Here is a 21,015-nt window from a genome sequence, read left to right as displayed (position 1 = left end):
CTCAACGGTCGCCCTCGAAGCCTGGCCGGGCGCCCTTGCGGTGCGCGGGATCCCAGCGCCCCCCGCGCGCGACGGCCGCGACGCTCTTCCAGGCGTCGTAGACGCCGCCAACCCCGGCGCGGCCCGTCAGCACCGTCTCGAAGCGCTCGGGATCACGGGAGACGACGTCGCGGGCGAGCTGGTCCATGGTCTCGGCGAGCCTGCGGCTCAGGTCCTCCTGACGCACCTCACGGTCCAGCGCGAGCAGCTCCGCCGCCGGAACAGGCTCGCCGAACGCCGCGAAGGCTTCGGCGCTCCGCTCCGTCCAGAACGCGTATTCGAACGCGACCGGCGCGAGGACGGCACCCGGCGCCGCCTCGCACAGCCAGGCGAGGCCGGGCTTCAGCCCGAGCGGGCGCTCGCGCGGATCGGAGAAGCGACCCTGCGCGGCGATCCACAACAGGCTGTCGTCACGCGAGAGGATCAGGGCGCTTTGCCGGAAGAAATCGGCCGCGCCCGACATCTTTTCGAGATCGACCCCATAGGCCCCGATGCGGCCGAAGAAGGCGTACTTCTCCAGCATCTCGCGATCCATCGGAGCGAAAGGGCGCCGGTCCGGAAACAGCCGGCGCGCCAGGATCAGGTAGAGGGCCGCGTCCCACCAGCCCGGGTGGTTGGCGTAGAGGATCAGCGGGCCGGCTCCGCCATTTCGGACGCGGGTCGCGCCCGTGAGCCGCAGCGCGTTCATATGGCGGCGGAAGTAGCGCTCGAAATAGAGCGCGAAGAAGCGCGCCTGAAACGGCGAGTACCGCTCCACGACGTTCGCGGAGCGCGGAGCCGGGGCGCGCCGCGGGGTCATCAGGCCGCTCCAGCGGCCGCCGAGGCGTCGCGGTCGAGCACGTCGGCCGCGATCCAGCCGGACATCATCACCATCGGCATGCCAGGGCCCGGATGGGCCGCGCCGCCCGCGAGATAGAGGCCCGGCACCTTGCGGCTGCGGTTGCCGGGCTTGAACGCGCCCATGAACTTGCCGTGGCTCGCAAGCCCGTAGATCGCGCCGTCCAGCACCTTGTAGCGGTCGTGGATGTCCTGAGGCGTCAGCGCGCGCTCGAACGTGATCCGCTCCTCGATGTCGTGCAGCCCTGCCGAGCGCTTCAGCTTGTCGAGGATGACCTGGCGGTAGCCGGGCAGCATGCGGCTCCAGTCCTGGCCGGGCCGGAGATAGGGGGCGTGCACCAGAACATAGAGCGCCTCGCCGCCCTCCGGCGCGACGCCCGGCTCCGTGAAGGAGGGCGCGGCGAGGTAGCAGGTCGGGTCGGGCGCGGGCCGGCCGTGCTTGTAGATCGCGTCGAACTCCTCCTCCGGGTCGCGGGAGAAGACGAAGCAGTGATGCGCGAGATGTTCGTAGCGCTGCTTGAGGCCGAGATAGAGCACCACGCCCGAGCAGGCCGGCTCGAAGCCCTTGCTCTCATAGGCGCGCGCCGCCGGTCCGCCGACCAGCTCGCGATAGGTGCGGATCGCGTCCATGTTGGAGACGACCGCGTCGAAGGCCAGGATGTCGCCCGATGCGGTCCGGACGCCGACGACTGCGCCGTCGCGAAGCTCGACGCCGGCGACGTCCGTTCCCGGCCGGAACGTGACGCCGAGCTCCCGCCCGAGCCGGACGAGCGCCTCGACCACCGCCCGCGTGCCGCCCATCGGGTACCAGACGCCGTCCGCCGCCTGCATGTGGGCGATGGCGCACAGCACCGCCGGCGACCCATAGGGCGACGAGCCCACATATTGCGTGAAGTGATCGAGCATCTGCGCCAGACGATCCTCGCGCACGTGCCGGCGGATGGTGCCGGCCACCGAGCTGCCCATCCGCAGCGACAGCACGTCCCGCATGGTCGCCGGGCTGAAGTTCGCCCGAAGGTCGATCGTGTCGAACAAGTCCTCGACCGGCTTCCAGAAGAAGAAGCGCTCCGAGACCCCGTGCAGCCCCGCGGCGACCTTCTGGAACCGGCGATAGCCCTCGCCAGCGCCAGTCCCGGGCGCGAAGCGGTCCATGGCGCCCGCCATCGCGTCGACGTCGGCCAGAAGGTCGATGCTCTCGCCTCCGTCGAAGAAGCAGCGCCACTGGGGATCGAGGCGGCGGAGGTCGAGATAGTCCGCCATGTCCCGGCCCGCTTCCGCGAAGATGCGCTCGAGCACCCGCGGCACCGTCAGGATGGTCGGCCCCATGTCGAAGCGGAAGCCGTCGGCCTCCAGCACCGCCGCCTTGCCGCCGAGCCAGCCGTTCTTGTCGAACGCCGTCACCCGATGGCCCCGCGCCGCGAGCACGCAGGCCGCAGCGAGGCCGCCCAGTCCCGACCCGATCACCCCGACCGATTTGCCGCTCATGCCACGTTCTCCGAAGCCGCCGCGCGGCGCGGGCGGAACCATCCAAGCCCCTTGGCCGCGGCGACGAGACCCAGATCCTCGAGCAGCAGACGGGTGGTGATACGCGCCCCCTCATAGATCACCGGCAGCCCGCTGCCCGGATGCGTGCCGCCGCCGACGAGATAGAGCCCCTTCGACAGGCGGTTGTGCGGCCGAAGATAGAGCATCTGTCCGAGATCGTGCGAGAGGTTGAAGGTGGCGGCCTCGTTGATGGCGAACTCGTCCCGCCACTCGTCCGGCGTGATCATCCTCTCGAAGCGGATGCGCTTCTCGATGTCCGGAAGGCCGACCATGGCGAGCCGCCTCAGCACGGTCTCGCGGAACCGGCCCGCCGCCTCGCTCCAGTCGACGCCGGAGCGCAGGTTCGGCACCGGCGCGAGCACGTAGAGCGCCGAATGGCCGGGCGGCGCGAGGCCCGGATCGGTCCGGCAGGCGTTCTGGATGTAGATCGACGGCTCGTCGGACAGCGTGCCGCCCATGATCTCGCGCACGTTCCGCTCGTGATCGCGGGCGAGCAGGATGGTGTGGTGCTCGAGCGCCGACGTGTCGCCCTCGAGACCGAGATAGAGCATGAAGGTCGAGCAGGAGAGCCGCGCCTTGTCGATCTTGGCGTCCGGCCAGCGAGGCCGGGCGCTCTCCGGCAGGAGACGGCGCGCGGCGTGGCCGAAGTCGCCGTTGATCACCACCGCATCCGCCGGAAGCAGGCCGCCGCTCGTCTCCACGCCGACCGGGGCGCCGTCGCGATAGACGACCCGCTCGACCGTCTCGCCCAGCCGGATCTCGACGCCGAGCTTCTCCGCCACACTCGCCATGGCTTCCGAGATCGCGCCGCACCCGCCGATCGGGTGGAAGACGCCGTGCTCGTATTCCAGGAAGCTCAGGATGGTGAACAGGCTCGGGCACTGGAACGGCGACATGCCGAGGTATTTGGTCTGGAACGAGAAGGCGAGCCGCACCCGCGCGTCCGAGAAGAAGCGGCGCAGGTCGCGGTCGACGCTGAACCGCGGCCGCAGATGGGGCAGCGCCGCCAGCATCGCGGGCGACGCATAGTCGGCCGGGCGGCAGAAGGACTGCTCCAGCACCGGCCGGAAGGCCGCCAGCTTGTTCCGGTTGTCCTGCAGGAAGCGCTCGACGTTCTGCGCGTCGCGGGGCGAGAACCTGGCCACCTCGGCCTTGAGCCGGGCCACGTCGGAACTCGCGCGAAGCTCTCCCGCGCCTTCGAAGACGAGGTTGTAGAGCGGATCGAGCCGCTTCAGTTCGACATGGTCGGAGAGCCGCTCTCCGCACGCCGCGAAGATGTCCTCGAGCACCCGCGGATAGAGGAAGAAGGTCGGGCCGAAGTCGAACCGGAAGCCCTCCGAGGTCGTGAAGCCGCGGGTGCGGCCGCCGACCGCGTCCGCCCGCTCCAGCAGGGTGACCGAAAGGCCGGCCCGCGCGAGCAGCATCGCGGCCGCAAGGCCTCCCGGCCCCGCTCCGACGATCGCGACGCGGCGTCCCGCCGGAGGCTGTCGGCCGACCATATCTTGCTTCTCCATGCGGAAGGTCCCGGGCGCCGGCCGCCAGCCGACGTCGCGTTGAGCATCCGAAGCGATGTCGGGGGGCGCTCAGGCGACACCCAAACGCCGCCCGTCGGATTTCGATCCGGGGCAACGGCACTAACGCGGCCGCCGATCGTTCGGACGGTGCGATGACACGATTGTGAGGAAGAATGGCGGCGCGTTGCAAGAAGGTTGGCGGCTCGACTGGTGGAGCCGCCGGATTTGCTTGAGGTCCTGATCTTCGTCGGCCTGGCCCTCGCGGCGCTGCCGGCCGGCATGACGGCGTGGAACCTCTGGCTTCTCTCGGCCCCGCCGCTGCCGGCCTCGCATCCCTCGGTCGCCATCCTGATCCCGGCGCGCGACGAGGAGGAGACGATTGGGCCCTGCGTGGAGGCAGCGCTTGGCAGCGTCGCGGCCGAAATCCGCGTGATCGTGGCCGACGACGGGTCGACCGACCGCACGGCCGAGATCGTCGGCGCGATCGCCGCGCGCGACCCCCGGGTGGAGCTGTTCTCCCCGCCCGCCCTGCCGCCGGGCTGGAACGGCAAGCAGCACGCCTGCCAGCGGCTGGCCGAACGCGCCGACGCGCCTTTCCTGCTGTTCGTGGACGCCGACGTCCGGCTGTCCCCCGAGGCCGCGGCCCGGCTCGCCGGGAGGCTGGAGAGCGGAGGCTTCGCGCTCGTCAGCGGCGTGCCGCGCCAGATCGTCGAAACCGTCTGGGAGCGCTTGCTGATCCCGATGATCAACGCGCTGCTGCTCGGTTACCTGCCGGTCTCGGTCATGCGCCGGCTCACGGCCCCCTCGCTCGGCGCCGGATGCGGACAGCTGATGATGGCGCGGCGCGACGCCTACCTCCGGGCGGGCGGGCATGCGTCCATCCGGACCTCCATGCATGACGGCCTGAAGCTGCCGCGGGCCTTCCGCCGGGCCGGCTTCATGACCGACCTAGTCGACGGAACGCCGCTCGCCTCGTGCCGGATGTACCGTTCGAAAGCCGAGGTCTGGGCGGGCTTCACCAAGAACGCGACGGAGGGCATGGCGACGCCCGTCGGTCTGCCGATCTGGACCGTTCTGCTGTTCGGGGGGCACATCATGCCCTGGCTGCTGCTGCCTTTCGCACTGGAGGCGGGGGTCTCCGCGCCGGCCGCCGCGGCGGCCTGCGCGCTGCCGATCGCCGCTCGCCTTCTGCAGGCGTGGCGATGCCGCGAGCCCTTCTGGGACGTAGCCCTGCACCCGCTGTCCATCGCGGCGACCCTGGTCCTGCAGTGGCGCGCGCTTCTCCGCCATCGTCGCGGCGCCACTGCCTCCTGGCGCGGGCGTGACTACCAGACGTCGAACTGATCGATCATGACGCGGCCCCCGCCACGGCGAGCGCCGCGATCGAGACCGCAAGCACGTCCTCGATGAGCGCCGCCGGCAGGTCCCGGCGAAGGGCGTGCGCCAGCTTGCGGCGCAGCATCGCGCCGCCGAACGCGCCCGCGACCGCCGCGCCTGCGCCAAGCGCCGCCCCGAGCAGGCCGCCGGACGCCGCTCCGTTCGCCGCCAGCCCGAAGGCGCAGCCGCAGAAGCCGCCGCTTGCGATCCGCGACCCAAGCTGGAAGGGAATGAGCCGGCTCGGCGTCGAGGGAAGCTTGTCGACGACGAGCTCGACGGCCGCGAGCGCAGTGAAGATCAGGGGCGAGGCGAGGTGTCCGAGAAAGAACAGCGGCGTCGCCGAAAGATCGATGGCGCCCGAATGGGCCGCCCAGCTCACCGCCGCCGGCGCCGTCATCGTCCTCAGCCCCGCCGCAAGCCCGATCAAAACCGCAGCGTAGATCATCTGGAAGCATCCTGAGACAGGGTGGCGGGTCCCAACTGGACCGGGCTGCGTATAGGGTCCGGCATATGCGAGCGGCGCAAGATCGATGACCGAGCAACTTCCGCTGCGCCTCGACGGCGTGAGCTACGCCTATGGCTCGCGGCGCGGCGTCGACCGGATCGGGCTCGTCGTGGAGGCCGGGGAAGTCTGCGCGCTGATCGGCCATAACGGGGCGGGCAAGAGCACCGCGATCGGCCTCGCCTGCGGCCGCCTCCGTCCGCAGGCGGGCAGCGTCCGGGTGCGGGGGCGCGACCCGGCGCGTGAGCGGGCGGCGCGCGCCGTCGTCGGCTTCGCGCCGCAGGAGGTGGCGCTCTATCCGAAGCTGACGGTGCGCGAGAACCTCGTCGCCTTCTCCGCCTTCGGAGCCGGCGACGCGAGGCCCGGCTCGGCGGGGGTCGACGACGCCCTGCGACGCGCCGACGCCGAAGCGATCGCGGGCCGGCGCGTCGAGTCGCTGTCGGGCGGCGAGAAGCGACGGGCGAACGTCGCGGCGGCGCTTCTGGGCCGCCCCGCCCTGCTGATCCTCGACGAGCCAAGCGCCGGCGTGGACGCGGAGTCGCGCGCCGTCATCCATGGCGCCGTCCGCTCGGCGCGCGCGGACGGCGCCGCAGTCCTGGTCTCCACCCATGACATGGATGAAGCCGAGGCGCTCGCCGACCGGGTGGCGCTGATGTCGGAAGGCCGCATCCTCCGCATGGGACGCCCGCGCGATCTGCTCGCGCAGGCCTTCGGCGCGGACGCGATCGAGGTGACCGCCTTCGTGGCGGAGCGTTCGCCCGACGCGCTGCGGCTCGCCCTGCGGAACGCGGGCCTTCGGGCACAGGAGGACGCCCGGCGGTGGAGCGCCATCACGCAGGGCCGCGACGACGCGATGCGGCTCGAGGAGCAGCTGTCCCGCATCGAGGGCGTGGTCGAGCTGCGGATGCGCAGGGCGGGCCTCGCGGCCCTGCTCGCCGTCGCGGCGCGCGACGCGGGAGCATCGGTCCCGTGAGCTGGCGCGCCGCAGCCGCCGTGGCCGTCGCGACCGCGCTGAGCTTCTGGCGGGACCGGGGCGCGCTTGCCGCCGCTCTCGCCATGCCGCCGCTGATCTTCGTCATCTTCGCGGCCGTGTTCTCCGGTCCCGACGGCGGCGGCGCCCGGCTGCGGCTCGTCATCGCCGACGTGGCGGCGACACCGACCACGCTCCGGCTTGCGGCCGCGCTGCCGCAGAGCGGCGCGCTCGCGGTCACGCAGCTCGCCGGCGCCGACGCCGCCGAGCGCGCCCGCGAGATGGTGAGCGCGGGGGTCGCCGACGCGGGCGTCCTGCTTCTCGCCGATCTCGCCGAGGCGGCGGAGAGCGAAGGCCGTCCGTCCGGAGCGCGTGCGCCGATCGTCATCCTCAGCTCGCAGGCGCGGGCCGGCGCCGCCGCGCTGGCGGCCGGGCAGGTGCAACGGGCGCTGTCGGAACGCCTGCCGGACGTCGCCATCGGGCAGGCGCTGGCCGGCATCGAACGCGGCGGGGGCATCACCTCCGAGCAGCACGAGTGGCTGAAGGAGGAGTTCGCCACGCGCCTCGGCGCCCAGGCCGAACGTGGAGCGGCGACGAGCCTCGCCGACCTGATCGAGATCGAGCCCGCGTCGGCTTCAGCCGGGCCCGTCGCCTACTATGCGGGATCGATCGCGACGCTGTTCCTCATGCTGGCCGCGGCCCATGGCGCGCTGGGCTTCATCGACGAGCGCGCGAGCGGGCTGCATGGGCGAATGGCCGCGACCCCCGCGGACGCGCTGGCGTCGATGCTGCTCGGCAAGTTCGTGTTCCTGACCGCGCTCGGGGTCGTGCAGGCCGCGCTCGTCTTCCTGACGGCCGCCCTCGCCTACCATGTGGACGTGTTTTCGCGCCTGCCGGTCTGGTTCGTCACCACGGTGGCCGTGTCGGCCTCCCTGTCGGCGCTCGCCCTCGGGCTCGTGGTCGGGTGCCGCTCCCGACATCAGGCCCAGACCGTCGCGACCTTTGCGCTGCTCATCCTCGCGGCGATCGGCGGCAGCATGGTTCCCCGGTACCTGATGCCGGAGTGGCTGCAGGAGATCGGCCGTCTCACCCCCAACGGCTGGGCGGTCGAGGCCTACGCGCTCACCTTGTCGGGCGCAGGATCCGGACACGCGCTGTTGGCCGCCTGGGTAATTCTGATCGGCTTCGCCGCCGCCTGTCTGGCGATCTCCCTCGCGGTCGCGCGGCGGACCGCATGAAGCGCGGCCCGGTCATTTCGGCGGCGGGTTGAGCTCGACGCGGACCGTCATGTCGCCCGTCACGGCGAACGCGGCCTTGTGGAAGCGTGGCGGGGCCGTCCTGCCGACGCCGTTGGAGAAGCCGAACCGCTCGCGCGGCAGCCCGACGGGCGTCTTGGCCAGGCGCCCGTCGCCGTCCTCGTCCTGGAAGGCCGCGGCCGCGTAGACGCCTTCGGGCAGGTCGCGGAACATCATGACCGCGACGCCGTCGACCGGCAGCGCGCGCTGCGCCGCCATGCAGTTCCGGGCGTCGAACGACTTGGAGCACAGGCTCACGAACACAGGCGCTCGGCCGGCCGCGCCGGCGACGGAGACGGTCACGTCCGCGGCCGCCGCGGCGGTGACGGACGCCATCAGGAGCGCGGCGACGAGCACGGATCGGGGATTTCGCATCCGGGCAGGATAGCAGAGGAACGCCCTCCGGGGCGCCGCGCGCTCGGCGGCTTCGGCTCGGGCGCTGATCGTCGATGGCGTACATGAAGACGAGGCTCCATGCCGAAGGCGGCGTAGGGCGCGCCGTCCCGGTGGACCATGGTGACCGAGAGCGTCGTGCGGGGGCGCTTGCCGGGCGCGAGCGACGAGGGCAGGCGGGGCTTCAGCCAGAACATCTGCGCCCGCGTCCCGTGGCTGCTGGACCGGGATCTCTGTTGGAGATCTAGTGAGATCCAACTCGGCCAAGGAGGCCTAGCTCTCCGCCATGCTCGCTGGCCATCTCGCTCTGATCGTCGCGGCCTTGTTCACCGGGGCCGCCGTTTACATCAACGTCGCGGAGCAGCCGGCGAGGCTGCTTCTCGATGACCACGCACTGCTGAGGGAGTGGAAGCCCTCATACAAGCGCGGCCTTGCCATGCAGGCTCCGCTCGCGGTCGCCGGCTTCGTCCTCGGCGTCATCGCGTGGTGGCAATCGAACGAGTGGTCCTGGCTCGCGGGCGCCGTTCTGTTGCTCGCGAACTGGCCCTACACGCTCCTGGGCGTCATGCCGACAAACAACCGCCTCATGGCGACGGACCCGAACGCCGCTGACCTCGACATCAGGGGATTGGTGGTGAAGTGGGGCGGCCTGCATGCCGTCCGCAGCGCTCTCGGCGCGCTCGCGACCGTCGCCTTCTTGTGGGCGGCGAGCGTCTGACGGCTCCCTTCCCGCCCGGCGCCGGCGATTTTCTTCCCTCCTGATGATCGCGACTGTGGGAAACCGCGCCTGCGTTTGACCTTGAACAACGTGCGGGTTGGCTCCCGGGCGCAAGAATGACACGCAGGTGCAGACAACCTGCGTGCAGCGTCACGGCGCGCGCCCGATGAGGCTCCCAGCAGAGCGAGCGCATGGACGAAGACCTTCTGGCGCAGGGCCGCCCGGGCGATCCCAAGGGAGAAGCGCGGTTCATGGCCCTGGCCCTCCTGGCCGGGTCGATCACCGGGTTCGTCGGCTCGCTCTTTCACAAGGCGATCGACAGCGCGGTCGCATGGCCCGACTGGATCGCCCTCCGTCTCGACGGCTTGGCGCTCGTCTGCGCCGCTGCGGCGATCGCCATGGCTGGCGCGGTCATAGCGGTCGCGATCGTCCGCGCCTTCGCGCCGGAGGCCGGCGGCAGCGGCGTCCAGGAGATCGAGGGCGCCATGGAGGGGTTGCGCGAGGTCCGCTGGCGTCGCGTCCTGCCGGTGAAGTTCTTCGCAGGCGTGATCGCCATGGGCTCGGGACTCGTGCTGGGGCGCGAGGGACCGACGATCCATATCGGTGCCTCCGCCTCGGCGGCGGTCGCCGAGACCTTCCGGACGACGGAGCTCGAACGGCGCGGGTTGCTGGCCTCGGGAGCGGCGGCGGGGCTCGCCTGCGCCTTCAACGCGCCGCTCGCAGCGGTGCTCTTCGTGATCGAGGAGACCCACAAGGAGTTTCCGTACACCTTCCGGACCTATCTGGGCGTGATCCTTGCGGCGATCGCCTCGACGGTCGTGACCGAGATCATGGGCGGGACCCGCCCTGACCTGCCGCTGGCGGCCGGCGCCGCGCCGCTCGCGTTCCTGCCCGCCTTCCTGCTGCTTGGGATCGTGCTCGGCGTGGTCGGACGCGTGCTCAACGCCGCCATCCTCAAAGCCTTGGCGTTTGCGAGCCGCTGCCAGCAGCGGCTGCCCTACGCCTATCCGGCGGTGATCGGGGCGGTGGTCGGCGCCCTCTTGATCCTGCTGCCGCAGGCGGTGACAGGCGGCGAGAGCGTGATCCTGCAACTCGCGAGCGCCCATCCGGGGCTGAGCCTGCTTCTCGCGCTCGCAGCCATCCGCTTCGTCACCATGGTGGGAAGCTACTCGAGCGGAGTTCCGGGCGGGATCTTCGCGCCGATATTGTCCCTCGCGGCCTGCATCGGCTTCGCGTTCGGCGAGGGCGCGCGCGCCCTCGCGCCGGCGGCTGGCTTCGACCCGACGGCTTTCGCGATCGCCGCGATGGGCGCGCTCTTCACCGCATCGGTCCGGGCGCCGATCGTCGGCGTCGCCCTGACGCTTGAGTTGACCGGGTCCTACGCGCTTGTCGTGCCGCTGATGGTCGCCTGCTTCGCCGCGGACCTCACCGCGCAATGGTGCGGGGGGAGGCCGATCTACACGCAACTCCTGGAGCGCACCCTGGCGCAGGCGGGGGTCAAGGCGCCGCAGCGCCCCGACGGGACCGGGCTGGCCTGATGACGGCGTAAGGGCGGCGACCTGCCTTCCCGCTTCACCGCGCAGCCCAGCGCGGAGCAGGCGCCAGAAAACGCGCCTGCTCACATTCCGGCATCTCGAACTTCGCCGATAAACCGGCGCCTCAGAACGGGAACTGGCGCTTGCCCATCTGCAGCGTCACCCATTTCACCTCGGTGAGCTCCTCCAGCGAGTGGCGGCCGCCCTCACAGACGATCGCTACGATTGAACTGATGCGGATCTTTTGGCGCTCGGCTCAGTCTTCGTCCTGCCACCGGCGCAGATCCGTCTGGTCACGGTAGTCCATGCGGGCAGGCGTGGTGATGAATTCAACGGTCGTGCCCCAAGGCATCCGGCAGTAGCAGACCTTGTTTCCAGGGCCCTTCTCGGTTTCGTAGGGAATAGAGCGCGGCGCGGTGAGGGGCGTGCCTCCCGCCTTCTCGAAGCGCTCGACGGATGCGTCGATGTCGTCCGTGTAAAGAGCGAAGTGCGTGATGCCGAAATCGCTGGCGCGGATCGGCTGTGCTTGCTCGGGGCCGTGCATTTCGAACAGCTCGATGTCAGGCCCCGTCCCGATCTTGACCATCGCCTGCGCGCGCACGACTGTTCCGGGGAAAGCGTTGACGGCCCGCTCGAATTCGGGACCCTGCCGCGGCGGATCATGCGGTCCGAAGGACTGGTAGATCACCTGGGCGTCGAAAGCTTCCACCAGAAACGATTTCGCTGCTTCGACGTCAGGCACCGTGATGCCGATATGATTGACGCCGCGAACGATGGGTGCGGTCATGACAGGCTCCTTCTTGTCTGCTCGATCCGTTGCAGTCGCTGCGGCGTAGTTCGCCCGCAGCATCGCGATTAGTCGGGCCGGCCACGCCAGCGCAGAGTCTTCAATCGGCTTTGAGAAGATCGATCAGAGCGGCCGCGACTTCATCCGGCCGTTCGTCCGCCACATAGTGGCCGCATCGCGGGATCGAGCCGCCAGTAACGTTGCTGGCGAACTCTTTGAGCATGGGCGCCATGTGCGCGCCAAAACGTTGTTCCCCGCCCAGAGCGAGCACCGGGATCTCGAGCGGCTGCTTCTTGTACTCGAGCGCAGCTGCGTGATCGGCGGCGAGGGTGCGATACCATTCCATCCCGCCACGCGTGCGGCCAGGAAGAGCCATCGCCTTGGCGTAGATGTCTATGTCGGCCTGATCGAAGGTGTTGTGATCGTAGAACCGCTCGGCCATGAAGGTCGAGACATAGTCATATTCACGGCCGTGGATCAGGCGCTCGGGTAGATCCCGATTCATGTGGAAGCTGAAGTGCCAGAGCTTGGCGATGGTCGCCTCCCAACCGGTCCAGCCGGGAAGCGGCACGTCCAGGACGGCCAGATGCGTGACGGCCTCCCGATAGATGGCGGCCTGCGGCAACGCCACCATTCCACCGATGTCATGTCCGCACACCGCGTAACGTTCATGCCCGAGGGCGACCATGACTTCATGCGCGTCGCGCGCCATCACGGCCTTCTCGTAGCCGTCGAGCGGACAGTCGGAAAAGCCCGCGCCGCGCAGATCGATGGCCACCACGCTGAAATGCCTGGCCAGCAGCGGCATCACGTCGTGCCATTCCCACCATGTTTCCGGCCAGCCGTGCAGCAGAAGGATCGGCTGGCCTGAGCCTCCCGTGACCGCGTTGATCCTGACGCCGTTCACCCACATCAGTTGCTGGGTGAAATCCTCCAAGGTCCCGATCATGATCGTCTTCCAGTCAGATGCTGGCGTTCAAGAAGAGCTCGCGGCGACCAGCACGCCTCAATCGAAAGGCGCCAACGCGCCTGTCAAAGTGGCTTTGCGGTCCGAGGGGAACTTAGGCGCTCGGAATTTTTTCTTGAATCGACATAGCTGCACTTCCGTCGTTCAGTTTTGTGCGGGCGGGGCGTCGATCCGCACCGGGAGACGCGGCGGCAGCGCAACTGATCAGCCCGCCGTTGACACGACTGCTTAGATCGCGTCGGGAGCCAGCTCGGCGTGACGGAGCGCCGGCGTGCCCGCGGCCGGGTGCCACCGAGTGGCCCGGCCGTAATGGCGCTTCATGAGCGTCGGTGACCCGAGGGTTACTGTGGCCGGCGGAACGGGTCCGGCTTCGCAGTCGGTCCCAGCGCGACCTTGGGTGCGCGGGCGGCCGATAGCCGAGCGCCAGGCGCCGTCGGACGGCCTTGGAGCGCCTCCGCCACCTTCCATGACGCCCAGCTCGGCGACCGAGCAGGCGTCCTCACGCTCATGAAGCTTTCAGGAACGCGCTGCTGATCGCCCAGACGCCGGACAGCCTGAGCTTTCGAGAGGGCCGAGGAGCCGACAATCTTCGCGACCTTCGTCCTGCGAAGCCGGCGGAAGCTCAATCAGCAGCGGACACAGCGCCTGCGCCGCAGCGCGACGTCTCTTCGGGTCTCTGTCGCGCGCCGGATGCGGAGAGAAACGTCGGCGATCGCAGGCTGGCGGAGGGAGGGGGATTCGAACCCCCGATACGGTTGCCCGTATACACACTTTCCAGGCGTGCGCCTTCAACCACTCGGCCACCCCTCCGTGGGGCGGGAGTTAGCAAGGCGGCGTCCGCCTGACAAGCGGCGCGAGGCATGGCGGCGCGCTCCGCCCAGGTCCGCATTGCCGGCGGCGCGCTAAAAATCCATCTTCGTCCGGGTCGGCGGCGACGCCGGCGCAGCCTCAACCACGGAAGGCCGTTCATGATCCGCTTCCTTCTCCGTCTGCTCGGCTTCCTCATCCTCGCGGGCGCCTTCGTCGCGCTGGTGATCGACGGCGCCCGTTCGATCGCGGCCGGCGCGATCAGCTTCACGCCGCTGCAGGCGACCTGGAGCGCCGCGTTCCCGCCCGGGATCGAGAAGACCCGGAAGTTCTTCGACGAGACGCTGCACGCAAGCGGGATCCTCGACGCCGTGGCCGCACAGCCGACCTTCATCGTGCTGGGCGTTCTGGGCATCCTTCTGATGCTCCTCGGCCGCAGGCGGAGGCGGCTCGTCGGCGTGGCGCCCTGAGCCTCGGCCTGCTCTCTGATGTGAACGGCCGGGCGGCTTGCCCGCGCGCCAGGGAAATGCGATGCCGCGCGCCTCTAGCGAGGGAAGCACGATGATCGAAAGACTTATCGAACGGGGCCTTTTCGCCAGCCGGTGGCTGATGGCGCCGTTCTACATCGGACTGGTGGGCGGCCTGGTCATCCTGCTCATCAAGTTCGCGCAGGAGCTGCTGCATTTCGCGGAAGGCGTGTTCTCCGCGACGGAGAGCGAGGTCATCCTCGGCGTCCTGTCGCTGATCGATCTCTCGCTGACCGCCAATCTCGTGCTGCTGGTGATCTTCTCCGGCTATGAGAACTTCGTGTCCCGGATGGACCTTCACGACCATTCCGAGCGGCCGGAGTGGATGGGCAAGATCGATTTCTCCGGCCTCAAGCTGAAGCTGATCGCCTCCATCGTCGCGATTTCGGCCATTCAGCTGCTCAAGGCGTTCATGGACCTCAATTCGGCGACGGACCGGGATCTGTGGTGGATGGCCGGCATCCATGTGGTCTTCGTCGGCTCCGGCGTCTTCCTCGCGCTTTCCGACTGGCTGAGCGACCACGCTCACCTGATCGAGGCGCGGATAAGCGCGCTGCACGGCAAGGGCGACAAGGGCGAGCCCACCGCCGACGCCCACGCCCCCGATCACGGCGGCAAGCCGCGCTAAGCGCGGCCGCCGCTGTTGGCCTCACCGCCCGGCTTCGTTTATGAAGTGCCCCCCGAAGCCGGGCGGCCATCACCGTCCGGCTGCACCAGCGGCCGACATCTCATGAACGACGCGTTCTCAGATCCGCTCGCCGATATCCGGCGTGAAATCGACCGGATCGACGAAGCCATGCACCTGCTCCTGATGGAGCGCGGCGCGGTGATCGATCGTCTGGTCGAGATCAAGCGCACCTCCGAGACCGGCTCGGCGTTTCGCCCGGCGCGCGAGGCCGACATGATGCGTCGCCTTGCGGCGCGCCATCAGGGCCGGCTTCCGCTGGCCACCGCCGAACATCTCTGGCGCACCATCATCGCGACCTTCACGCATGTGCAGGCGCCCTTCACATTGCATGTCGAACAGGGCGCGCGGGCGCTCGAGATGCACGATCTCGCGCGTTTCCACGTCGGCTTCGACGTGCCTCTGGAGGGTCATGGCACCGCCGCCCGAGTGGTGGAGGCCGTTCGCGGCTCCACTGGCGATCTGGGGCTTGTGCGGATCGATCCCGCGCCCGCGGCCGCCTGGTGGGAAGGCCTTGGGGGCGACGGTCCCCATGTGATGGCCCGTCTGCCGTTCTTCCCGGGGCCGCAGCGGCCCGCGCCGCTCGACGCCTTCGTGATCGCCCGCCCGCTCGGCCCCGCCGCCGCTGCGGAGGTGACCGTCTGGTCCACGACAGACGACGGCGGGGAAGAACTCGGAAACGAGGCCGAGACCATCGCCACGGTCACACGCAACGGGCAACGCAACCGGCTCGTCGCCGTCCGGGGCGACGCGCCGCCTGCCCCGGATGCGCGGCCGGTGGGCGGCTACGCCGCTCCGTTCGCCCCATGAGCGCGACCCTCAGCCCGGCGCCGCGGCCCGATGCGCCCGCTCCCCGGCCAGGCGCGCTCGCGATCGACATCTACGTGCCCGGCAAGAGCAAGGCGCCGGCCGGCGTGCCTCTGCGCAAGCTGTCGTCGAACGAGACCCCGTTCGGCCCGAGCCCCAAGGCCGTCGAGGCGTTCCGGGCGGCGGCGGCGGATCTCGAGATCTATCCCGACGGCGGCGCCCGCGCGCTGCGGGAGGCGATCGCCCGCGCGCACGGGCTCGATCCGGCGCGGATCGTCTGCGGCGCCGGTTCCGACGAACTGCTGTCGCTGCTGGCGCACGCCTATGTCGGCCCGGGGGACGAGGGGCTGTTCACCGAGCATGGCTTCCTGGTCTACCGGATCGCGATCCTTGCGGCTGGGGGAACGCCGGTCGTCGCGCCGGAAACGAACCTGACCGCGGACGTTGACGCGATCCTGGCCCGCGTCACCGACCGCACGCGCATCGTCTACCTCGCCAATCCCAACAATCCGACCGGCACCTACCTGCCTTTCGACGAGGTGAAGCGGCTGCAGGCGGGACTGCCGCGCGACGCGCTGCTGGTGCTCGACGCAGCCTATGCGGAGTATGTGCGGGCGAACGATTACGCGGCTGGGATCGAGCTCGTCAGCTCCTGCGAGAACGTCGTGATGACCCGCACCTTCTCGAAGGTCTTCGGCCTTGCGAGTCTCAGGATCGGCTGGCTCTACGGACCTGCCGGGGTCGTCGACGCGCTGAACCGCATCCGCGGCCCGTTCAATGTCTCCGGTCCGGCGATCGCGGCCGGGGCGGCTGCGATCGCGGATCGCGCGCACATCGACCGAGCGGTGGCGCACAACGCGCGCTGGCTGGCGGAGCTGACCGAAGGCATCCAGGCGCTCGGGCTCACGGTCACGCCGAGCGTCGCGAACTTCCTGCTGATCCATTTTCCGGACGAGCCGGGGCGCCGCGCCGCGGACGCGGACGCTTTCCTGACGCAACGCGGCCTGATCCTGCGCGCGGTCGGGGCCTATGGCCTGCCGAATGCGCTTCGCCTGAGCATCGGGTCCGAGGACGCCAACCGCGCGGTTCTGGCGGCTCTCGGCGAGTTCGCGAAGGATCGCCAGCTTGGCTGAGCCTCTGTTCGACCGCGTGGCGATCATCGGCGTCGGGCTCATCGGCTCCTCGATCGCGCGGGCCGCCCGCAAGGCTGGCCTGGCGCGAACGATCGCGGCCGCCGACCAGGACGCCTCCGTGCGCGAGCGGGTCGCGGCGCTTGGCTTGGCGGACGAAGTCTTCGAGCGCTCAGGAGAGGCCGCCGCGGAGGCGGATCTCGTCATCGTCTGCACGCCTGTCGGCGTCTGCGGCCCCGTCGCGGCCGAGATCGGGCCCCGCCTGAAGCCGGGCGCGATCCTGTCCGATGTGGGCTCCGTGAAGGGCGCCGTGGTCCGCGACATGGCCCCGCATGTGCCCGCGCACGCCCACTTCGTCCCGGCTCACCCGATCGCCGGAACCGAGGATTCGGGGCCGGACGCCGGCTTTGCGGAGCTGTTTGACGGACGCTGGGCGATCCTGACGCCGCTTGAGTCGGCCGACCCCGCCGCCGTCGCAGCGCTCCGGGCGTTCTGGGAGGGCGCCGGGGCGCGCGTCGACACGATGACGGTCGAGCATCACGACCTCGTCTTCGCGATCGTCAGCCACGTGCCTCATCTGATCGCCTACAACATCGTCGGGACGGCCGCTGACCTCGAGGAGGTCACCCAATCCGAGGTGATCAAATACTCAGCGTCCGGCTTCCGGGACTTCACCCGGATTGCGGCTTCCGATCCGACGATGTGGCGCGACGTTTTCCTCAACAATCGGGATGCGGTCCTGCAGATGCTCGGCCGCTTCGTCGAGGACCTGACGGCGCTCCAGCGGGCGATCCGCTGGGGCGAGGGCGACAAGCTGTTCGAGCTGTTCACGCGGACGCGAGAGATCCGGCGCAGCATCATTGAGCAGGGCCAGGATACCGCCGCGCCAGATTTCGGTCGCAGAAACGCCCCGTCGGCCGGCGACCATGGCGCGATTTCACCTCCTGGGCCTTGATCGCGCGCCTGCGTAGAGTCAGAGGAAGTTCATGAATTCCGCCCAGCGCGCGCCCCACTCCGTCCATCCGGTGACAAAGCTTGCGATGGAGCTCGGGCCCCTCGTGGTCTTCTTCATCGCCAACGCGCGAAGCAACCTGTTCACCGCCACCGCGCTGTTCATGGGGGCTACGGTGATCTCGCTGGCGGCGTCCTGGTTTCTGACGCGCCGGTTGCCGATCATGCCGCTCGTGTCGGGCGTGGTGGTGGTGGTGTTCGGCGGGCTGACGCTGGCGCTGCAGGACGAGCTGTTCATCAAGCTCAAGCCCACCATCGTGAACCTGCTGTTCGCAGGCGCGCTGTTCGGCGGGATCGGCTTCGGCAAGCCGCTGCTCGAGGTCGTGTTCGACCAGGCGTTCAACCTGACCCATGAGGGCTGGATGAAGCTGTCGCTGCGCTGGGCGTGGTTCTTCGTGTTCCTGGCCGTGGTCAACGAGGTGGTCTGGCGGACCCAGACCACGGATTTCTGGGTCGCCTTCAAGGTCTGGGGCATCATGCCCCTGACCATGATCTTCGCGATGGCGCAGGCGCCGCTGCTGCAGCGCTATTCCGCCGGGGCCGCCGCCGAGTAGCCCGCGCCGGGCTTCTCCGATCCATCGAACCGGAACGGCGACAGGGGCTGGGCCCAGCGCGGCGGCTTGCGGGCCAGCGCCAGCCCCTCGCTGACGGCCCGCACCTCGGCCGGCGGGTTGGCCTCCTCCGGGATGGCGCCGATCCGCAGACGGCTGCTCTCGCGCGACGTCAGGACCGCGAACGGAACCGCAAGCAGGAAGCTCGCCACCACCGGCGCCGCCCAGAACAGCACGGCGGGCGCCGACAGGGCGAAAGACAGCGCGAGCGCGCACCCGAAGGCGGTGGCGGGCCAGAGCAGCGCGGCGCTCTCGCGCCAGCCCACGCGGTCGCCCGCGCGGTTCTGCGCCGCCCAGCCGACGCCCCGGCGCAGGACGAACAGCCGGAACAGGAAGGCCGTCACCGTGAAGCTCACGATCGGCGCGAACAGCAGTCCGAACGAGACCTCCGCGGCCACGCTCCCGAGGAACACCGGCACGCCGCCGTAGCGGCGGCTCTCGGCGGGCCGCAGCGCGACGTCCAGATAGCCCATGATCTTCGGGGCGAAGAGCACCAGCATCATCACGGCGAGCAGCACCGTGCCGAGCGTCAGCGAGAACTCGCCGCCGCCGCTCACGGGGATCAGGGTCGGCGCGCCCCAGGCCTGCGCCGCGCCGGCGATCATGAAGCCCATCCAGGCCGGCGCCCCGAGATACATCAGGATCGCGATCAGCAGGTTCACGCGCCCGACGAAAGGAAGGCCCGGGCTGCCGATCAGCCTGAGATACTGCATGTTGCCCTGGCACCAGCGCAGGTTGCGCCGGATGAACTCGGTCAACGTCGCGGGATTGTCCTCCCAGGAGCCGCTCTCCTCCGGCAGCACCCGCACCTCGTAGCCGGCCTTGCGCATCAGCACGGCCTCGTAGAGGTCATGGCTGAGCACGTCCCCTCCCAGCGGCGCCGCGCCCGGCACCTGCGGCAGGCGCGCGTGATCGCGGAACGCCTTGGCCCGGATGGCGGCGTTGTGGCCCCAATAGGGACCGCAGTCGCCGCTCCACCATGCAGCGCCCATCGAATAGGAGCGCATGCTGGCCCGCATGCCGAACTGGAACGCGCGGCCGAACACCGTGCGCGCCGGCAGGCCGACCACCAGCGTCTGAAGGATGCCGAGCTTGGGGTTCGCCTGCATGATCCGGACGAGCCGGAGGATCGTCGCGCCGGACATGACGCTGTCGGCGTCGAGCGTGATCATGACCTCGTAACGGTCCGCCCAGCGATCCAGAAACTCCCGTATGTTTCCGGCCTTGAAGCCCTCATTGGTGTCGCGCCGGCGATAGATGACGCGGCTCGGGTCCTCGAGCCCGGCTCTCCAGGCGCTGATCGCCGCCTCTTCGTCTTCGATCAGTTCGGGCTTCTGGCTGTCGCTGAGGACGAACAGGTCGAAGCGGTCGCCGAACGGCGTCGCATCGAGGCTCGCCATGATGGCGTCGAGGCGGCGCACGACGCGCGCCGAATCCTCGTGGCGGATGCACATGACGATGGCGTGGCGACCCTCCACGGGCGCGTCCACACGCGTCGTCAGGACGCAGGGCGCCACCGACGCGACGGGATCCTTGGCGAACCGCAGCAGCGCGAAACCGATCGTCGCGTTCCAGAAGCCGAGAACGATCCAGGGCGACGACACCAGGAAGCAGACGAACATCGCGAGCTCCGGCGCCGACCATCCGTCGCCGCCGATGACCTGGGCGAAGGAGTAGGAAAGCGCCGCGTAGGTCGAGAGCGTCAGAGCGCCCATCGCGACGCGCCTGAGCCTGAGCGCCAGGATCGACTGCGAGCCGGTCGGAGTCGTGCCGGCGCGGCGGCCGCTCGCGGTGAGGAGGCTGGGAGTGGCGGCCTGAAGCAGGTCGGTGTCTGAACGCATCTTACGCTTTCGGGTGGGCCGGACGAGGGACGGTCTGGCGGCTCCGGGGGGCGCCGCTATATCACTTCCGCGGTCGTCAAACCGGCACGACCTGCTCCGAATTTAGGCGGATGACAGTCACCGACAACGGCCCAGAGACACTAAGTGCCAGAGCCCTCTGGTATGACGGCCGTGGCGGCGTCGAGCTTCGGGAGGAGCTGCTGGCCCGCCCGGACCCGCGCGAGCCCCTCGTCCGCACGCTTTTCTCCGGCGTGAGTCGGGGCACCGAGCGACTGGTCTGCGGCGGCCGGGTGCCGGAAAGCGAATGGCGGAGGATGCGCGCGCCCCGTCAGGAAGGCGAGTTTCCCGGCCCGGTCAAATACGGCTACGCGGCCGTCGGGCGGGTCGAGGCGGGCCCGCCGGACCTGACCGGCCGGATGGTGTTCTGCCTGAACCCGCACCAGGACGCGTTCTCCGCGCCCGCGTCGACCCTCCACCCTCTGCCGGCTGGACTGCCCCCTCGCCGCGCGGTCCTCGCCGCCAACATGGAGACCGCCCTGAACGCGGTCTGGGATTCCGGCGCGGGCCCCTGCGACCGCGCCGTGGTGGTCGGCGGCGGCCCCGTCGGGCTTCTGACGGCGGCGCTGCTCAGCCGGCTGCCGGGCGTCGAGGTCACGGTGGTCGACGTCGATGAGCGGCGGCGGGCTCTGGCGGAGAGCCTTGGCGCCGGATTCGCCGAGCCGGGCGACGCGCCCCGCGACGCCGATGTCGTCTTCCACGCCAGCGCGACCGCCGCGGGGCTTGCGACCGCGCTCGCGGCGGCGGGCGAGGAGGCGACCGTGGTGGAGATGAGCTGGCATGGCGTGGACGACGTCGCGGTGCCGCTCGGCCGCGCGTTTCACGCGCGCCGGCTCAAGCTGGTGTCCTCCCAGGTCGGTCAGGTCGCGCCTTCGCGAAGGCCGCGATGGAGCACGCGACGCCGTCTCGGCGCCGCGCTCGCGCTGCTCGCGGCCGATAACCGCTACGACCTTCTGCTCGACACCGAGATTCTGTTCGACGACGCTCCCTCCGCCTTGCCGGACGCTCTGGCGCCGGGCGCGCAGGGTCTCGCCGTCGTTCTCCGCTACCCCTGAGGTCC

The 21,015-nt window shown here is 70.0% G+C and carries 20 protein-coding genes and 1 tRNA gene; 12 read left to right on the top strand and 9 right to left on the bottom strand.

Annotated elements, in window-relative coordinates; translation table 11 throughout:
- Position 1: 1 nt before the first annotated feature.
- The 3 genes from GGR24_RS12855 to crtI are packed head-to-tail and all read right to left on the bottom strand — an operon-like array spanning position 2 to position 3,935.
- Positions 2–838, bottom strand: a complete 837-nt coding sequence (locus GGR24_RS12855; RefSeq protein ID WP_210286187.1) for a lysophospholipid acyltransferase family protein — start codon at positions 836–838, stop codon at positions 2–4.
- Positions 838–2,361, bottom strand: a complete 1,524-nt coding sequence (locus GGR24_RS12850; protein ID WP_183395777.1) for a phytoene desaturase family protein — start codon at positions 2,359–2,361, stop codon at positions 838–840. Before GGR24_RS12850 ends, GGR24_RS12855 begins: the two co-directional genes overlap by 1 nt.
- Entirely contained in the window at positions 2,358–3,935 is a 1,578-nt protein-coding gene (gene crtI / locus GGR24_RS12845; protein WP_246398413.1) for a phytoene desaturase family protein, read from the bottom strand. Before crtI ends, GGR24_RS12850 begins: the two co-directional genes overlap by 4 nt.
- A gap of 225 nt (positions 3,936–4,160) precedes the next feature.
- Here crtI and GGR24_RS12840 point away from each other — a divergent pair, with 225 nt between their 5' ends.
- The gene (locus GGR24_RS12840; RefSeq protein WP_343066252.1) at positions 4,161–5,279 is read left to right on the top strand and encodes a glycosyltransferase family 2 protein; all 1,119 of its coding nucleotides are present in this window, start codon (positions 4,161–4,163) and stop codon (positions 5,277–5,279) included.
- 4 nt (positions 5,280–5,283) lie between these two features.
- Here the strand turns inward: GGR24_RS12840 and GGR24_RS12835 are convergent, their stop codons facing one another.
- Positions 5,284–5,757 carry a DUF4126 family protein gene (locus GGR24_RS12835; RefSeq protein ID WP_183395776.1) on the bottom strand — a complete coding sequence of 158 codons (474 nt, stop codon included), beginning with the start codon at positions 5,755–5,757 and terminating at the stop codon, positions 5,284–5,286.
- An 85-nt stretch (positions 5,758–5,842) separates the two neighbouring features.
- Here GGR24_RS12835 and GGR24_RS12830 point away from each other — a divergent pair, with 85 nt between their 5' ends.
- Together GGR24_RS12830 and GGR24_RS12825 are read left to right on the top strand one after the other, a co-directional pair.
- Positions 5,843–6,787: an ABC transporter ATP-binding protein gene (locus tag GGR24_RS12830; RefSeq protein ID WP_183395775.1), complete on the top strand. Its 945-nt coding sequence runs from the start codon at positions 5,843–5,845 to the stop codon at positions 6,785–6,787.
- Positions 6,784–8,022 (top strand): ABC transporter permease, encoded by a 1,239-nt coding sequence (locus GGR24_RS12825; RefSeq protein WP_183395774.1) that lies wholly within the window; start codon positions 6,784–6,786, stop codon positions 8,020–8,022. The genes GGR24_RS12830 and GGR24_RS12825 overlap by 4 nt, the downstream gene beginning before the upstream one ends.
- Positions 8,023–8,034: 12 nt before the next feature.
- On the opposite strand, the gene GGR24_RS12820 is transcribed toward GGR24_RS12825, so the two are convergent.
- Positions 8,035–8,415 carry a DUF2141 domain-containing protein gene (locus GGR24_RS12820; protein WP_183395773.1) on the bottom strand — a complete coding sequence of 127 codons (381 nt, stop codon included), beginning with the start codon at positions 8,413–8,415 and terminating at the stop codon, positions 8,035–8,037.
- A 343-nt stretch (positions 8,416–8,758) separates the two neighbouring features.
- Here GGR24_RS12820 and GGR24_RS12810 point away from each other — a divergent pair, with 343 nt between their 5' ends.
- Positions 8,759–9,190: an anthrone oxygenase family protein gene (locus GGR24_RS12810; RefSeq protein WP_183395771.1), complete on the top strand. Its 432-nt coding sequence runs from the start codon at positions 8,759–8,761 to the stop codon at positions 9,188–9,190.
- A gap of 191 nt (positions 9,191–9,381) precedes the next feature.
- Positions 9,382–10,728 carry a H(+)/Cl(-) exchange transporter ClcA gene (gene clcA / locus GGR24_RS12805; RefSeq protein ID WP_183395770.1) on the top strand — a complete coding sequence of 449 codons (1,347 nt, stop codon included), beginning with the start codon at positions 9,382–9,384 and terminating at the stop codon, positions 10,726–10,728.
- A 253-nt stretch (positions 10,729–10,981) separates the two neighbouring features.
- Here clcA and GGR24_RS12800 read toward each other — a convergent pair whose 3' ends face one another.
- From GGR24_RS12800 to GGR24_RS12790, 3 genes are all read right to left on the bottom strand, one after another.
- On the bottom strand, positions 10,982–11,512 hold the full coding sequence (locus GGR24_RS12800) for a VOC family protein (protein WP_183395769.1): 531 nt from the start codon (positions 11,510–11,512) through the stop codon (positions 10,982–10,984).
- A gap of 100 nt (positions 11,513–11,612) precedes the next feature.
- Entirely contained in the window at positions 11,613–12,461 is an 849-nt protein-coding gene (locus GGR24_RS12795) for an alpha/beta fold hydrolase (protein WP_183395768.1), read from the bottom strand.
- 738 nt (positions 12,462–13,199) lie between these two features.
- A tRNA-Ser gene (locus GGR24_RS12790) sits at positions 13,200–13,289 on the bottom strand.
- A gap of 158 nt (positions 13,290–13,447) precedes the next feature.
- On the opposite strand from GGR24_RS12790, the gene GGR24_RS12785 reads away from it, so the two are divergent.
- The 6 genes from GGR24_RS12785 (at position 13,448) to GGR24_RS12760 (ending at position 18,000) form a co-directional block, all read left to right on the top strand.
- Positions 13,448–13,756: a hypothetical protein gene (locus GGR24_RS12785; RefSeq protein ID WP_183395767.1), complete on the top strand. Its 309-nt coding sequence runs from the start codon at positions 13,448–13,450 to the stop codon at positions 13,754–13,756.
- A 91-nt stretch (positions 13,757–13,847) separates the two neighbouring features.
- Positions 13,848–14,441, top strand: a complete 594-nt coding sequence (locus GGR24_RS12780) for a TIGR00645 family protein (RefSeq protein ID WP_183395766.1) — start codon at positions 13,848–13,850, stop codon at positions 14,439–14,441.
- A 102-nt stretch (positions 14,442–14,543) separates the two neighbouring features.
- Complete coding sequence (locus GGR24_RS12775; protein WP_183395765.1) at positions 14,544–15,308, top strand: chorismate mutase; 765 nt, start codon at positions 14,544–14,546, stop codon at positions 15,306–15,308.
- Positions 15,305–16,438 (top strand): pyridoxal phosphate-dependent aminotransferase, encoded by a 1,134-nt coding sequence (locus tag GGR24_RS12770; protein WP_183395764.1) that lies wholly within the window; start codon positions 15,305–15,307, stop codon positions 16,436–16,438. Before GGR24_RS12775 ends, GGR24_RS12770 begins: the two co-directional genes overlap by 4 nt.
- Complete coding sequence (locus GGR24_RS12765; RefSeq protein ID WP_183395763.1) at positions 16,431–17,390, top strand: prephenate/arogenate dehydrogenase family protein; 960 nt, start codon at positions 16,431–16,433, stop codon at positions 17,388–17,390. The genes GGR24_RS12770 and GGR24_RS12765 overlap by 8 nt, the downstream gene beginning before the upstream one ends.
- Positions 17,391–17,421: 31 nt before the next feature.
- On the top strand, positions 17,422–18,000 hold the full coding sequence (locus GGR24_RS12760) for a septation protein A (protein WP_183395762.1): 579 nt from the start codon (positions 17,422–17,424) through the stop codon (positions 17,998–18,000).
- Here GGR24_RS12760 and mdoH read toward each other — a convergent pair.
- A complete protein-coding gene (mdoH, locus tag GGR24_RS12755) occupies positions 17,973–19,898 on the bottom strand; it encodes a glucans biosynthesis glucosyltransferase MdoH (protein WP_183395761.1) in 1,926 nt (641 codons plus the stop codon). The genes GGR24_RS12760 and mdoH overlap by 28 nt on opposite strands.
- A 110-nt stretch (positions 19,899–20,008) precedes the next feature.
- On the opposite strand from mdoH, the gene GGR24_RS12750 reads away from it, so the two are divergent.
- A complete protein-coding gene (locus tag GGR24_RS12750; RefSeq protein WP_183395760.1) occupies positions 20,009–21,010 on the top strand; it encodes a zinc-dependent alcohol dehydrogenase in 1,002 nt (333 codons plus the stop codon).
- Positions 21,011–21,015 lie beyond the last annotated feature (5 nt).

This window comes from Hansschlegelia beijingensis (assembly GCF_014196425.1).
Taxonomy (GTDB): domain Bacteria; phylum Pseudomonadota; class Alphaproteobacteria; order Rhizobiales; family Methylopilaceae; genus Methylopila; species Methylopila beijingensis.
The sequence above is the reverse complement of the archived record's forward strand: the minus strand, read 5'-3'. Positions and strand labels throughout refer to the sequence as shown.